Raw genomic sequence first — 15,837 nt, 5'->3', positions numbered from 1 at the left:
TAATCAACATCAAAGCAATACTGATTTTTACTGGTAATAACCTATGAGCACTGTCTGTAATGCACAATAATGACAGTTCACCGAGCACATTTAGCATAGCAAAAGGAATACTGTCGACAAAGGTAAGCACATTCGCACCTATTTTGGGTATTTTCTTTTTTGTGTTCGCTTTGGCGATAATTAAAAACTTTTACGACACTAATCGGCTGGCAACCCGTTTCGGTGAACAAGCCATTACACAACTGGAACATCACATCAATCAAACGTCGGATGAACTGAACCAGTTAAGTAAAAACATTTCAAAGCACTGCCAAAGAGAAGACATCATTGCTCTGAGGAGCTATGTATTTCGCTCGAAAATGGTCAAAGAAGTGGGCATGTACAACGCTCACGGGACTATTTTTTGCACCAGTAATGAAGGCCATACCACCATTCATTTGTACAAACATATTCTTGACAGGCTTAAACAATCTCCAACGAATACGACCATTTCATTAACCAAATCTCGCAGTAAAGAGCAAACATTTTTTGTCTATTCTTCACAGCCAGATATGAGCGGCCTCAATGCACTGATGCCTCCAGAACAGTTTATGAACCTAGTCGCTCCTAAACTTGCCAAATGGCACTACGGCTATCAGGTCAATGTGTTAAGCCAAAGTATTCGCAGTGATCAGGAAGAGATCGATTCTGCTCATACTAGCTTTCTCTTTAAATCCGAGCATTACCCACTCTCAATTCAGATCTACTTAAATAACGGATCTTATGCTTACCATTTTCTCGATAACTTATGGCTTGCCTTGCTTACAGCAAGTATTATCTCTTTGATTTATCTTGCTTATTACAACTATCACCTCAGCCGAAATACCTTAGAAGTCTCTTTGAGAGAGGCAATATCAAACCATCAGTTGGAACTCTATTTACAACCGATCGTCGACATTACCGAGAATAGAATTGTTGGTAGCGAAGCGCTACTGCGCTGGAATGAACCCTCTCAAGGCTATATTTCACCCACCATTTTTATCCCGTTGTCAGAGCGTATTGGCGTGATTCACCAAATCACCTACCGTGTGTTGAAATTGGTGACAGAATGTGTGGAGCAGCACAAACATGCGTTGCACGATCAATACATCAGCATCAACGTCAGCCGGTTATTGATCATTGATAATTACTTTATGGATTACATGAAACGCTACGCGGCAAAACACCCAGCCATTGTTCCACGACTTCTGTTGGAGATCACCGAGGACAACCATTTCAACGTGGACGAGTTGAAGTTAGCCATGGAAAACTTACAGCGACTGAAACAGCTAGGCTTTAAAATCGCCATTGACGATTTTGGTACCGGCTACTCAGGCTTAAATTTTATCCACCAACATGACTTCCATACTCTCAAAATTGATCAAGTGTTTATTAAAAGCTTGCATCAAAATTCAGCCATTACTTCGGTGTTAGTGTCGATGATTAAACTAGCAAAGCAATTGAACATGCGGCTGATTGCTGAGGGCGTTGAGAACCAAGATCAGGTGAGAGAATTAGAGCTGTTGGGTGTACGTTACATCCAAGGTTTTTATTATTCTGAACCTATGTCTGTGGATGCTTTCTTCCGATTCACCCTGTCCGCCAAGCAGATCGCACACCGCTAATCACGCGATCAATCGAACGGCGGTTTAAATTCAGTTACGACTTAAATTGAGCTTGCAGCGCACGGCTGACGGGTAACTTATCATGACCAATCAAGACGTACATTTTACCCGTGAACTCTTTTTTCACTTTATCTATCTTGGCAACATTCACTGCCGTTGAACGGTGGATTTGCCAAAACTGATTCGGGTCAAGCTGTTGCAGCAACTCTTTCAATGAACTGCGCAGTAAGAACTCCTGCACTCCAGAATCACTCTTTACGTATATGGATAAATATTTGTCTTCGGCTTTAGCGTACAACATATCCGCCACCGAAATCAGGTGAATATCTTCACCTTTTTGAACTTTTAACCAGCTTAAAAACGACGGCGATGCCTGTTGGCTTATATGCTGTATCTGCTGTAAAAGGGTTTGCAAATCAGGTAATTGTCGCTCAGAAGAATGCTCGGCTAATCTTAGCTGCAACTTAGTACAGCACTGCACTAAACGCGCTTCAGAAAGCGGTTTCAATAAATAATCCACCGCATTGGCTTCAAAAGCTTGAATGGCATACTCATCATAGGCGGTGATAAATACAATCAGTGGTGGCTTTGCCAAACCAGCCAATTGCCTAGCGAGCGACATACCATCCATTTCTGGCATTCGAATATCAATAAAGGCCACCTCAGGCTGATGCTGCTCAATCATGGACAATGCCACACGTCCATTTTCGGCTTGCGCGACAATATCGAGCTCTGGCCACACTTCTCCTAATGCACGGTTTAAATGATGCCGCAATAACGGTTCATCATCAGCAATAATAGCGGTCGCAGAGACAGTACTCATGTGGCACTTCCTTGTAGTTGGTCCAACAATAGCCGCTTTATTCTAATCGTTGCCGTCACGCCAGCATCATGATTTTGGGCGATAGTGAGACACGCATCATCAGCGAATAGGCCGCTTAAGCGCTGGCGAATATTATCCAACGCAATACCATGTCCTGCTGAAAGAGCACTCGGCTGTAATCCAATGCCACTGTCACAGACACTGACTTCAAACCACTCGTCATAAATTTCACTTTTGATGGTCACTTTTCCCCCCGCGGCTTTAGGCTCAATACCATGGCTAACAGCATTCTCAACCAAAGGTTGTAACAGCATCGGCGGCAAAGGAATGTCATCCGCTGCGCCAGGCATTGCAATCTCATAATCCAGCCGATCACCTAAACGAATTTTTTGAATACCCAAATACGCATCGACTAAATGTAACTCTTCACGTAGCGTTGTGGTGCGATTGCGGTTACTACGCAGCGACCCACGCAATAAGTCGGTTAGTTTTTCGAGCATCATTTGCGCTTTATAAGGCTCAGAGCCAATCAACACGCTGATATTGGCAAGCGTATTAAATAAGAAATGGGGTTCAATTTGACTTTGTAACTGCTGCAACTGGCTCAAAATCAAGGCTTTCTCTTGTTCAGATTGACGCCGTTTGGAGGCTTCTAGCGCTTTTTCAGCAACCAGCTTTTGTTCATGTGCGTAGAAGTAGAAAAAGCAAACGCCAGTAAAAACGAAACCGAGAAAAATCACTGGTTTCATTGCTGAAAAATGACTAAAGTGCGCGTATTTACTAAGCCATAAATAAGCGTGTAACGTACCGAAAATCATCGACCCCGTGAGCGAAAAAACGTTCACTAAGCGTGCGGACAACTGCGGTGCGAAGCGACTCAATAAGTGAGCAATAGCCACAGCGCTGTAACCGTAGCCAAAGCTTATTGCTAAGTGCAACGTGATGTCACTGGGCCAAATGGCCTGAGTGGTAAAGGCGATCACCACACAAAACAGCGAAGTAAATAACAAGCTTTTGGCAAGATTTCGAATCTCAACTTTCTCGCACATTAGAATTTCCCTTTCATATTTAATAGAATCATATGCTTATCTGGTAAGTTTGCATATGTAGAGTCAGCAGGCCCAGTCATAAAACGTGCGGCCAGTTCGATTTCGATAGAGGCTGTACCCGAATCGTACACTGAGTAATTGAGCCATTGGGTAGCGATCACGCCGCCATCTTGCGGTGCAATCAGCACATCAAGTGTCGGCACTAAGCCTTGCAACCATTCAATACTCTGACTCCACAGCCAATGACGCCAAGCTTGGCTATCTAACGAAGCATGCAACATCACATTATGCTGCACGAGATTCACGTGGTTATAGCCTTGTGCGTAAGACCAACCTAACGCTTGATTATGCTGATAACGAACCGAATCCGCGTTGGTCTGCGCTTGTTGCCACTGCTCTTTTCCCCAACTGCGACTGTCGAACCAATATTCTGCAATGACGCTTTGCCCATCACTTCCCGACCAGTTGAACCCTACCAGTGCCTGATAGCCTTGAGTTCGTGATTCAAGAGCCATGCGCGATTCAATCTCTTGTTGTTGAGAGTAAACTGCTTGAGCCAACGCGCTGGGCTGTTGGTACGCCAAATAATGACGCTGATAGAGCGCTGACGCATGCACTTCCCATGCGTCAGTGAGCACAGTAACAAACGAGCTACCCAGCACGCCGCGTCGAACGTCATCATAGTAAGCAATCGCCTGCCATTCGGCATTGCCCATCAACTGATAACGCCTTACGCCCGCCCCTTGTTGTTCGGTCATTTGTTGTAACTCGCTGCCTTGCTGCTCTGTCCAAGAGGAATCTGTATAAAAAAGCGTCCATTCACCTTGCTGATCATAATAAGAAGCAGAGAGCATTCCGGCCCCCTCTTCTACCTGAATACCGACCGGATTGCGGCGATAAGGCTGAAAGAGATCAAGCGGACGATAACCGTAGCCCACTCCCCAATCCAAGCGCATTTTTCCTAGTGTCAGCTCAAACGGCACATCAGCCAGCACTAGGCTGCCTTGCCAAAACAGTTCTTGTAGAATGAACTCGCTGTCGGCGTGCTGCTGTGCATCGCTACTCCACAAGGCGTTTTGTTTGATAGCCACTAGACCCAACCAGCCATGCCACCTCATTTCTACATCCAATAACGCCTCAATCTGCTGCGTATCGCGCGCTTGATTACTAGGAAAAAAAAGGCTGTCGCGATGCGCCATGGTGGATGCGCTCATTACCCAATCCCAATCAAAACTGGGGGCTTCTGCCCGCGCAGCTAAGCTCAATACGCTAGTGAAAAAAGCGAACGCAACACGCTTCATCTCATAACTCCGATAGACTGTCACGAGTCAGATAGGCGGGGTTGTAATATTTTTCATCTAGCTCCATGGGCTCGATGTGTTGATACTCAACCACCGTTTTTTTGGTCGGTTGAATTTGATCAAGCAGCGTCATACTGGTTACGCGCATTCGTCCCTCTTTTTCACCAGCGCGAAACCAAGCCTGCTTGGCCAGTTTCCCAGAACGTAAATACAAAGAAGCTTTGATTGGGAAATCGTTCTCTTTATCCAACCATAAGATAATTTGCTGGTAGTTCGCCCCTTCTGTGACAGCCAGTAATGACAACTTATGCGTCAGGTAAGGTTGACCATTGGGTGTTTCTATCTGCTCTTCACCCATCAATTGACTTTGGTAATCCTCGCTCCACGTCAGTGTTGAAATATCGCCCACCGAAGCCTCACCAAGCAGTTTTTGCATTGGCGTAATACGAATAGGGCGGCGGCTTTTTGGCATCAACAACCAGTAGTTTTCATCGAGCATCAGCATTTTTTGCCCCGCTTCAACGGAGGATTTGAACACCACTAACGAGTCGCGATTGGCTTTGGTATACACGTGATATTGACGCGTTTTATCGAGCTCACCACGTTCATAAAGCGACACCAAAGAGACGACTTTAGCCGCGCTGTAACCAAGGCGATATTGGTCGGCGTTTTTGGTCATTTGCCCAGCATCCAGCGCCGCCCAGCCAGCGGCCGAGTAGCCACCGCTAAGCGTGATCAGTAATAACATCATCCATTTATACATAAGCCAGTGCCTCCGTGATTGGCTTGTTGACTCCTTTGCGTGCCGACAACCAAGCCGCTGCAATACAAATGCTCAGTACGCCAAACGCACTCAGCAGAACCAATTCCCATGAAAAATAAATATGCAAAGGATACCCTTCCGTGCGTCCCGGTGGCGGTGGCATTTGCACATCGACTACCATCAATAACACGCTTGTTAGGGCATTGAGCGCCGCACCCACCAGCGTACCTAAAATGGCTAGCAGTACGGCTTCGCGTATGAAGCTGGCGACGATTTCATTTGGGTAAGTGCCAAGCGCCGACAGCGTTCCGATTTCCCGGGTTCTCTCCGTGACCGACATGGTTAAGGTGTTAAATAGCGCGACGAAAACCACCAACCCCATCACCAACCCCATGATGCCGAAGATGCGATCGTAAAGATCTTTTACTTTTTGATAAAAAAACGCGCGCTGCTGCCAAGGCGTCACTTGAATCGCTTGGCGAAGGCTTATTAATGACAGTTTGTTTTCAACCCAATGCCGCATGGTTTCTGTCTGTTCGGTACTAAACAAAAACAGCGATAAGGTGCTCACTTTATTCGAAGCTAACAGCTCAGAGGCCGATTGAATGTGCAGATACAATTGGCGTTTATCCAATTCAGGCACACCCGTGGAATAGATGCCGTGCACTTTGAAATCAACCGCGTTGAGCGCGCCATCAGCGGTACTGGTCAGTAACGTAACCCAGTCGCCAATCGACACGTTTAAGTTTTTGGCGAGATCCACCGCCAGCATCACTTCCGGCTCACTCGCATCAAATCGAGGGGAGTCAATGTTGGACAAGGTTTTGCCTTGGCGAACGTCCAAAAATGGCCCTTTCATATCAAACTCTTTATGGTTAACGCCGGAACCGACAAAAATGGTCGATTTGCTACCGTTAGAGACCAACCCGCTAAACTCAATGCGTTGCTGGATGCCTCGTATCCGCTTATCGTCGATTAATCGCTCAACAATCAACGCACTGTCGGCAATCCCATTAGCCAGTGGTGACTCTTCATCTTGCTCAAAAAAGCCCGGTTGGCTGAGCGTTAAATGCCCGGTGTCGCGCGCAGTGGATTCGCGCAGTGCTTGGTAAGTGTAAAGGCCAAATCCTCCGGCGCTGGTCAATGCGAAAACAGCAATGGCAATGATCAATACCGAAAGCAGGCTGCGGCGGCGATTACGCAGTAAGTTCAGCGCCGCCATACGCCATTCCATAGAAATCAGCTTGCCCATTTCATCGCCTCCTGAATCACTTTGCCATCCACAAGCTGCAAGGTTCGGTCGCAGCGGTTGGCCATGCGCGCGTCGTGCGTAGCCACAATAAAAGTGGTACCCATTTCGTGTCCAAGACTTTTCATGATGTCGATCACCACATTGGCGGTATGGCTGTCTAAACTGGCGGTCGGTTCGTCGGCAATCACCATTTCAGGGTTATGGATCAGCGCGCGCGCAATGGCTACGCGCTGTTGCTGACCGCCTGAAAGGTGATCCGGCCGGTGGTGAGCCAGCGTTTCTAACCCCACTTTGGCTAGCATAGTGCGCGTTAAAGTACGCTGATCGCGCAGGCTGTAGCCATTTAGCATCAATGGGTAAGCAATATTTTCCGCCGCTGTCATCACCGGAACTAAGTTGAATTTTTGGAAAACGAAGCCTAATTTTTTGCGCCGCAGCGCCGCCGCCTCTCTTGGCTCGGTTGGGTAAGGGTAACCCGCCAGTTCAATGTCACCCTGGTAATCTTGATCAAGCAGACCCAAGATATTGAGCAAAGTGCTTTTTCCCGAACCTGACGGGCCGCACAGCGCTAGCATTTCACCTTGTTTGACTTCGCCATTCACCGCGCTCAACGCCAGCAGCGGCTGCATGCCTAATTGATAGGTTTTACTGATCTGTTCAAATCGTAGCATTTTGTTGCCCTCCCTCATTCGCTTTTCAATTCATGCGTTTTTTCAGTCAATCCGTTTTCAATCAACGCATTTGTAATCAAAGCCTTGGCTTGGATTATTTGCGGATGCTCCGCTGGCTGGTTGTCAACTTGATTACCTTGCTTCTGATGAGTTTGCATCTGAGCAAGCCATTGCTCTGCTTGAGGAATGTCGTTGGCACGAAGGGCGGCTTGAATGGCGTATCGATAAACCCATGCGGTGGCGGCAAAAGGTTGTGCAGTTAATTCGGGTTCAACAAGAAGGTCGAGATACAAATCATAACCACGCTCAAAATGGTTGAACATATCGGGCAGTGAGGTGTAAGTCGCGGCCGAAACCGCGCGCGTTAAATAGCTATCCGGCAGCCCCATGACGCGCTCTTGTTCAGCAAGCGGCTGCGGGTGATTGCTGAGTAAAGTCAGGCCTTTGTCTATGGTGGCCAAGCCTTCTTCGACGTATCTCATCTTATTCCAAGGCATGAATGCATCACGCGCTTGCAGGGTTTGTGCACTGCCCAGATAAGCTAAGCTGAGCGGTTTGGCCCCTTGCTGTTTAATCAACTGCTCTAGTTGGTGAAGCACAAGCTCCACTTTGTCACTGTCGCCTTCGGCCGCTTGGTTGTACTGCATAATTAAAGCGTCGCTTGGATTAGCTTGAACAGCCGTGATGCTTAGCAGCAACCCGACACTGAGTAGCAGGTTGCGAAGTGAGCGTGAATAAGAAAATGTCGTCATCATGATGGTCCCTTTCATTCGTTGGTGATGAAATTTGCTTGATGACGACAGATTACGCAGCAAATAGGCCAGATGCGCCACTTTGCGATAAAGGGGGATTATGCAGCGTTAATGGCAGGCTGGATGACGTGAATGGGAAGTAGACAAAAAAACCAGCCACTGAGGGCTGGTTGGGAGAGTGAGATTAAAACCTAATCGTAATACTGAAATAATAGCAATACGAAAAGCGTATCGCGGGGCAAAAACATCTGTTTTCAAAAGCATCTGTTCTAAAAAGCACCTGTTCCAAAAAACATCCGCTCTATGGCACGCCATGCCCTTTGGCGGCGACCCAAACCCGATACCACTGCTCGCGGGTCAGCTCTAAATCAAGCGCAGCAATTGCCGCTTTGACGCGGTCAATTTTACCAGAGCCAATAATCGGCAGCGGCTTAGAAGGCAGACGCAGTACCCAAGCGTAAATAACCTGATCAATACTGTCTGCGCCGATTTCTTGGGCGATCGCTTCTAGCTCACTGCGCACGCGTTGGGCTTGTTCAGTCTGGCCGTTAAAAATCTCGCCACCAGCTAAACAAGACCAAGCCATTGGGCGAATGCGCTGCGTTTGCAAATGATCCAAAGTGCCATCGTGCACCACATCGAAATTGAGCGGGTTCATCTCCACTTGGTTGGTCACTAACGGTTTACCTAGGCGAGATTGCAGCAGTTCAAACTGGCGCGGGCTAAAGTTCGACACACCAAAGTGCTTCACTTTGCCCACTTTGCGCAGTTCAGAAAACGCTTCGGCGACTTCATCGGCATCCATCAAGGCATCTGGGCGGTGGATCAGCAGCAGATCGATTTCGCTCACACCGAGTCGTTCCAGTGAATTATTGACCGACTGATAGATATGCGCAGAACTGGTATCGTAGTGGTTTATCTTACGCTGCGGCGTTTTTGCGCCACACAAATTGATGTCGCACTTAGTGACGATTTGGATCTGCTCGCGCAGCGCGGGCTCCAGCGCTAAGGCTTCACCAAACAGTTTCTCGCACTGGTAGTTACCGTAAATATCCGCATGGTCAACCGTGCTAATGCCCAATTCAATGTGCTGTTTTAAAAACGTTAAACGCTGTTGTGGCGTCATGCCCCAATCTGCCAAACGCCAGTAACCTTGTACTAGCTCTGAAAAATCTGGCCCTTGCGGCGCGATTGTTACTTTAGCAACCATTGGTTGTCTCCTTTGACTTAATTGCCGTCATCCTAAGCAGGTTTCGATGACGGCTCAATGAATCTACCGAATAAGTTAAGATTACGCGCCGAAGTTGTGAGATTCACTACACGTTGACAATTTATATCGCTGGAAAATTCATCGCTTCTACGCCCCCAAGCCATGCTTTGTGATCAACGCCAAATTCTTAAGGCTTAGGCACAAGAATGATGTCAACTTCTCTCTCTGCTTTTATTGTTAGCGATGAAGCATCTCGCCCTACAGCGACTGACGATAATGCAAAAACAAATCACCCTAACCCATGAAGGCCAAGGATAGAGCATGAAATTCTCAACGTTAACACTCGCACTTTGCGCTGCCGCGCCTGTTGTGTTTGCCGCGCCCAATCTGACCATTTCGACCACCACGACTAGCCGCGACTTTCCGCTGGATGCGAAAACGCCTTTAGTCATTCCCTTGGCCAAAGAAAGCTACACAATAAAAGTGTCAGGGATTGAGGGCCAGTGCAGCGCGCCAGCTCAGCAGAGCATCAAATTCAACGCGCCCATCGCCCTCAATTGTGGACAAGAAACCGAACTGCCGCTGACGATACGTTTCACTGGCGATTACGCCTTCGCTTATGACGGCGAGCAGCAGACCTTAACCTTTGTCCGCCAAGCCAAAAAATCCACTACTAGCAAATTTAAACGGCCGATACCGAGTGTTTCGTGCGAGCACTACCAAGGCGGCGAAGTGACCTTACAACTGGACAATACGTTCCCCGATGGCACACGACTAAAAGAGACATTTACCGGCCAAATCCTCAGCGTGAAAAATAGCCAAGTCACCTTAATGCCGTCACCAACCAGTGGTGGATTGGTGCTGCTTGCCCCCACAACGGATGCCGCCAGCGAACCCTTTACCTACCGCAATGCCACTATTTACTTTGTGATGGTGGACAGATTCAACAATGGTGACCCAAGTAACGACAATAGCTATGGCCGTAAAAAAGATGGCAAAGAAGAAGTGGGTACTTTCCACGGTGGCGACCTAAAAGGTGTGATTGCCAAACTCGATTACATCAAAAGCTTAGGCACCGACGCGATTTGGCTTTCGCCGATTGTGGAGCAGGTGCACGGTTTTGTCGGCGGTGGTGACAGTGGCTCGTTCCCTTTTTATGCCTATCACGGTTACTGGACGCGTGATTTTACCAAGATCGATCAAAATTTTGGTGATGAGGAGGATCTCAAAACGCTGGTCACTGAAGCGCATAAACGAGGCATAAAAATCTTGCTCGATGCGGTGCTCAACCATTCCGGCTACGCCACCTTGGCTGACCTGCAATTTGATCAGATTGAGGTGGTTAATCCCCAAAATTTACCGCAAAAATGGGTTGATTGGATGCCGAAAGCTGAAGAAAACTGGCACAGCTACAATCAATCCATTGATTATCAAAGCGCCAACTGGTCGCAGTGGTGGGGCAAGGATTGGGTTCGCGCTGGGTTGCCCGGCTACCAGAAACCCGGATCTAGCGATATCACGATGACGCTGGCCGGCTTACCGGATTTCCGCACTGAATCAACACAAGCGGTGACGCCGCCGCAGTGGCTACTTAATAACCCTGGCACTCGCGTGGTAGCGCACGAGCAGTATAGCGTTGCCGATTACTTAATTGAGTGGCAAACCGATTGGGTTAAACGCTTTGGTATTGATGGTTACCGCGTCGACACCGTAAAACATGTGGAAGGCGAGGTATGGCGACGCTTAAAAAGCGAGGCATCACGCAGTTTAGAAGCTTGGCGCGAGCAAAACGGGCAGCAAGGGCAACCCTTTTGGATGATGGGCGAAGTATGGGGCCATTCAGCTTACCGCAGCCCCTATTTTGATGATGGCTTTGATGCACTGATCAACTTTGATATGCAAAAAAGAGTCGATAAAGGCGCAGCCTGCTTAAGCCAAATGGCGATGGTGTACCGCGACTACGCGCAAACGCTAGCGAAATACCCAGATTTTACCCCCGTGAGCTACCTCTCTTCTCACGATACCGAGCTGTTTTTTAGCCGTTTTAACTCCTTTGAAATGCAGCGTAATGCCGCCAATGCATTGCTTCTCGCACCGGGTGCGGTGCAAATTTACTACGGTGATGAAGTCGCACGTCAAGTTGGCCCTTACGCCGATGATTTTCACCAAGGCACGCGTTCTGACATGGTGTGGTCACTGGATGAAGAGCGACAAGCGCTACTGAAGCATTGGCAAACGCTAGGCCAATTTCGTCAATCGCACCCTGCCATTGGCGCAGGTATTCATCATGAGATTGAACAGCAAAATGCCTATCTGTTCTCTAGAACGTTAAATAATGACCGTGTCGTTATTGCTTTTGTTGGCCGTTAAACCCACCACAGAGGTAGTTGCACACACCATAGTGACTGCCTCTGTTTCTTCACCATTTTTTTGGTCAAATAATTTAAACTCACCCACCAAAACATCAATATTATGAACGTGTTGAAGCATAAAAATCAACTTTAGCACAAGCTAAACCAATTACCCTGCCAAATAAGCACAACTCTACTGGTCATACCAAAACCACCAACTTTTCATTTGATTTACAAATACTTACACACTATCATTCGCCGCTAATTGAAATAAAGACATCATTTTCTTTGACATATCAACAACACAAAATTAACATCTCGCATTGCAATGCCATTACGATAACAAGGCCTTAGGAGGTCGAGAATGATCATCAAACCCCGCACGCTACTCGCGCTATCAATATTGACAGCGTTTAATGTTCACTCTGCAGGCTTCCAAGTGGCAGAGCATTCAGCCTCAGGGCTAGGACGTGCTTTCTCTGGTGAAGGAGCGGTGGCCGATAACGCGAGTGTGATTGCACACAACCCCGCAGCCATGACACGGTTTGATACGACGCAGTTTTCTGGTGCACTGTCCATCGTTGACCCAGAGGTTGATGTATATGATGTGAAAAACCAACAGAAAATGAACGATGTTGCACCATTGCAAGTCGTTCCCGCGGCTTACTACGTCAGTCCAATCAATGAAAAATGGGCTTGGGGGATGGGAATATTCACCACTTACGGCGTCGCTACAGACTACCCTAATGATATTTATGCAGGCGATCTTGCAGGCGATACTTCTCTTCTTTCTGTCAATTTAAACCCGAACATTGCCTACCGTGTTAGCGAACAGCTTAGTCTCGCTGCGGGTGTTAACCTCGTCTATGCCGAAGCAAAACTGACACGACATAAAGGTGCTTTAGCCGTATTTACTGGTGGCTCTGCCTCTGACAACCTAGTCGGAATGACTGGAGAAACCGTGGCTTTGGGCTGGAACATCGGCAGCTTATATGAATTCAACCCAAACCACCGTGTCGGTTTTGCTTACCGCTCTGCTGTTGATCTGGATTTTGATGATGGTGAGTTTTCAAGCTATAGCTCAGGTGTTGCAACAAACGCTGTTGTTGAAGGACGTTTAAAAATCACGCTACCTGCGATGTGGGAAATTTCCGCATTTCACCAACTCACGGATAGCATGGCGTTGCATTACGGGTACCAACGTACCGACTGGAGTTCATTCAAAGAGTTAAAGGCAACGTCATCACAATGTACCAACGGAGAGTGTTTTTATAAGTCTGAAAAGTATGAAGACAGTGGCCGTTGGTCATTGGGTTCAACTTATCAATTAAACTCGACTTGGACACTACGCGTCGGTTTTGCTTTTGATGAACAAGCTGGCGAAGCCACATTGAGTATTCCAGATAGCGACCGTTATTGGTATTCAGCGGGCGTGAGCTACGTGATCAGCGACTCGCTATCCATTGATGCGGGTTTTGCACTGGTGAAAAGTAAAAGCGGCACGTTTACCGAAACCAACAAACTCAATGAAACATTGACGTTTGAATCACAAGGGACTGCTTACCTTAGCGCTATTCAACTTAACTACACATTCAACTAAACTCAGGGATAAGTCATGCTTAAAACAACATTCAAAATATCGCTGCTCTGCTCTGCGTTATGGTTAATCGGTTGTGGTGATGAAACGAACAGTTCGGGAGCAAGCACAACACCCACTTACGAAGCCTACATTCAAGACGCGTTAAAACGCGACACCAGCATAAAATTCACGCTCAGCGGCGCAAACGCAAACGTACCACTACCCTCTTTTGCACTCATGAATGCCAAAGACGGCACGTTAGAAATTCCAACCAAGGGTGATGACGCCTTAACCAATCCAGTCGCCGCTATGGGTACCATGGATGGTTGGTCAACATCAATGCCACTGTTTTTAGACTTTGAAGGCGTAGGATTGGCTGACGGTCTTATCTCTAACGGTATTTATTTAATTGAACTGACCGACAGTATGATTGGCAGCCCAACGGTTAAAAACGTGCTGACATTGAACACCGACTTTGCTGCCATCGCCAGTGCCAGCAGCGATAAAATTGCGATCGTGCCAAACAAAGCGCTCAACCCTGCCAGTGAATATATTTTAGCCGTGACAGATGAGATTACGGATGTAAATGGCAATATTGCAGGCACATCCAGCAGCTACGCCGCATTGAAGTCCAAAGTGAAAATCTATACCGATGATAAGCTAGGGGCACTACAAAAAGTGACCCAAGGCGTAGAAAGCATTTTCGCTTTGGCAGGGGTGGATCAAACCAAGATTATTTATTCAACGTGGTTTAGTACTCAATCTGTTGGTCAGACACTTTACAGTGTGAAAGGCGCTACCGCAGCAGGCCTTGCAACGACAGATATTGGTAATATTTGGAAGCAAGGTGCAAACCCAAATAACCTTAATTTGAGCGCCGCTTATACCATGAGCTTTGGTGCTACAACCGATTTTGTAACCGCACTTAATAACGATGCAAATTTTCAAACTTACATTGGCGCAGAAAAAACAACCGCTAAAGCGTTTATTGAAAATGAATACACAACCAGCAGTTATCACGTTAATGTCACGACTGGAACGGTTAAGCTCCCTTATTATTTAGAGAAAGGAAGCAACTGGAACTCACAGCCGTTTGAATCAGCAATGCCAAGTTTAGCCTTGATTAAAAATGCTTTGGCAGATGACAATGAAAAAGCCACCATCGCCAATCAGCTCATTGCTAACAATATCGACGTGACTCAACTAGCAACCAGCCCAAGTGAACAGCTTAAACTGGTGGGCTTGACCCTCACAAAGTCTGATGGCAGCCCACTCGATCCTCAGCGCATCATTACACGCTATAGCCCTGTACCTAAGGTGAAATCCTTAGAAGATGTTGATTTTTTACTGTTTACTCCTAACGCGGGAACAAACTGGCCGATCGTGATTTACCAACACGGTATAACTTCTGTTAAAGAAGATGCGTACTTCACAGCAGCACATTTAGCCAATGCTGGTATCGCCGTGATTGCCATTGATCAACCGCTGCATGGTGCTCGCAGTTTAGATGCACAGCGCTCAGCTAATGCCGATATTCTAGCGTACCTCAATTTGAACAACTTGGCCGTCGCTCGTGACAACACGCGTCAGAGTATCTTAGATATCATGGGGCTGCGTGCGGCCATTACTTACTCACAAAGTGCAGGGTTGTTTGTTGGTTCTCAATTAGCAACCGCAGCCAATACCGCGATGACACCACCAAAATTCCTAGGCCACTCATTGGGAGGAATCGTCGGCTTAAGCGCTGTCGCGAACGCGAACCGCACTATCGGTGATGCTAGTGGTGATGCGCTGTATAAATTCTCTGGAATGGCCATTGCAAACTCAGGTGGTCAAATCGGTAACTTGTTAATGGGTTCAGCAAACTATGGCCCACTCATTAAACATAATCTCGCCTTAAGTGCGAGCCCCAAATACAAAGCATTCGCCGACCAATACTGTCCAGGGTTAACAGAGAAAGTTTGCTACACCACGTTTGAAAACACAGCCTCTGCCTCAGACAAAGCGGCACTGCAAAGTCAGTTGGATCAATTTACCTACGCGACTCAAACCTTGCTCGATACTATGGATCCATACACAAACGCAAGTTACCTAATCAGTGGTGGAACCGCGACAATCCCTACTTATTTATTGCAAGTGGCGGGAGACGAGAGTGTACCTAACAATGTCACAAATACACGTGCAGGTACCGAACCCCTGGCAACACTATTGGGATTAGCCAACGCAGTACCCTCTGATGTAATCACTGACACCTCTAAGGTCTTCGTGAAAATGGACAGTGGTACACACACAACCTTTCTCGCACCACAAGACGCGGCCGATGGTGTGCTTCGCGCTGGAGCGCTATCACAGCTGGCTATTTTCTTGAACTAACCGAGTAAACAGCCTGTTTACTTATTCAAACAGCTTCCTTATTTGGAAGCTGTTTGAATTCTCCATCTGC

The 15,837-nt window shown here is 47.3% G+C and carries 12 protein-coding genes; 4 read left to right on the top strand and 8 right to left on the bottom strand.

All coding sequences use genetic code 11. The features are described 5' to 3' along the window. The first annotated feature begins 161 nt into the window (after positions 1-161). Positions 162-1,643: an EAL domain-containing protein gene (locus AACV20_RS12530; protein ID WP_228209307.1), complete on the top strand. Its 1,482-nt coding sequence runs from the start codon at positions 162-164 to the stop codon at positions 1,641-1,643. Positions 1,644-1,677: 34 nt separating this feature from the next. Here AACV20_RS12530 and AACV20_RS12525 read toward each other — a convergent pair whose 3' ends face one another. The 8 genes from AACV20_RS12525 to AACV20_RS12490 all read right to left on the bottom strand — a co-directional run bounded on the left by AACV20_RS12525 (position 1,678) and on the right by AACV20_RS12490 (position 9,464). Continuing rightward, complete coding sequence (locus AACV20_RS12525; RefSeq protein WP_017049237.1) at positions 1,678-2,466, bottom strand: LytR/AlgR family response regulator transcription factor; 789 nt, start codon at positions 2,464-2,466, stop codon at positions 1,678-1,680. Further along, positions 2,463-3,515 (bottom strand): sensor histidine kinase, encoded by a 1,053-nt coding sequence (locus AACV20_RS12520; RefSeq protein ID WP_170907386.1) that lies wholly within the window; start codon positions 3,513-3,515, stop codon positions 2,463-2,465. The genes AACV20_RS12525 and AACV20_RS12520 overlap by 4 nt, the downstream gene beginning before the upstream one ends. Continuing rightward, a complete protein-coding gene (locus AACV20_RS12515) occupies positions 3,515-4,816 on the bottom strand; it encodes a hypothetical protein (protein ID WP_170907385.1) in 1,302 nt (433 codons plus the stop codon). Before AACV20_RS12515 ends, AACV20_RS12520 begins: the two co-directional genes overlap by 1 nt. A 1-nt stretch (position 4,817) precedes the next feature. After that, positions 4,818-5,579, bottom strand: a complete 762-nt coding sequence (locus tag AACV20_RS12510) for an outer membrane lipoprotein-sorting protein (RefSeq protein WP_170907384.1) — start codon at positions 5,577-5,579, stop codon at positions 4,818-4,820. Further along, positions 5,572-6,831, bottom strand: coding sequence for an ABC transporter permease (locus tag AACV20_RS12505; protein WP_170907383.1), 1,260 nt, complete (start codon positions 6,829-6,831; stop codon positions 5,572-5,574). The genes AACV20_RS12510 and AACV20_RS12505 overlap by 8 nt, the downstream gene beginning before the upstream one ends. Continuing rightward, the gene (locus AACV20_RS12500) at positions 6,819-7,502 is read right to left on the bottom strand and encodes an ABC transporter ATP-binding protein (protein ID WP_020477132.1); all 684 of its coding nucleotides are present in this window, start codon (positions 7,500-7,502) and stop codon (positions 6,819-6,821) included. Before AACV20_RS12500 ends, AACV20_RS12505 begins: the two co-directional genes overlap by 13 nt. Positions 7,503-7,516: 14 nt before the next feature. Then, on the bottom strand, positions 7,517-8,335 hold the full coding sequence (locus tag AACV20_RS12495; RefSeq protein WP_170907382.1) for a hypothetical protein: 819 nt from the start codon (positions 8,333-8,335) through the stop codon (positions 7,517-7,519). A gap of 220 nt (positions 8,336-8,555) precedes the next feature. Next, entirely contained in the window at positions 8,556-9,464 is a 909-nt protein-coding gene (locus tag AACV20_RS12490) for an aldo/keto reductase (protein ID WP_017048162.1), read from the bottom strand. Between the two features lie 321 nt (positions 9,465-9,785). On the opposite strand from AACV20_RS12490, the gene AACV20_RS12485 reads away from it, so the two are divergent. From AACV20_RS12485 to AACV20_RS12475, 3 genes are all read left to right on the top strand, one after another. Beyond that, the gene (locus tag AACV20_RS12485) at positions 9,786-11,834 is read left to right on the top strand and encodes an alpha-amylase (protein ID WP_170907381.1); all 2,049 of its coding nucleotides are present in this window, start codon (positions 9,786-9,788) and stop codon (positions 11,832-11,834) included. A 345-nt stretch (positions 11,835-12,179) separates the two neighbouring features. Further along, entirely contained in the window at positions 12,180-13,415 is a 1,236-nt protein-coding gene (locus AACV20_RS12480) for an outer membrane protein transport protein (RefSeq protein ID WP_170907380.1), read from the top strand. 15 nt (positions 13,416-13,430) lie between these two features. Next, complete coding sequence (locus tag AACV20_RS12475) at positions 13,431-15,767, top strand: VolA/Pla-1 family phospholipase (RefSeq protein WP_170907379.1); 2,337 nt, start codon at positions 13,431-13,433, stop codon at positions 15,765-15,767. Positions 15,768-15,837 lie beyond the last annotated feature (70 nt).

The sequence above is a fragment of the Vibrio sp. B4-6 genome (assembly GCF_963888245.1).
Taxonomy (GTDB): domain Bacteria; phylum Pseudomonadota; class Gammaproteobacteria; order Enterobacterales; family Vibrionaceae; genus Vibrio; species Vibrio anguillarum.
The sequence above is the reverse complement of the archived record's forward strand: the minus strand, read 5'-3'. Positions and strand labels throughout refer to the sequence as shown.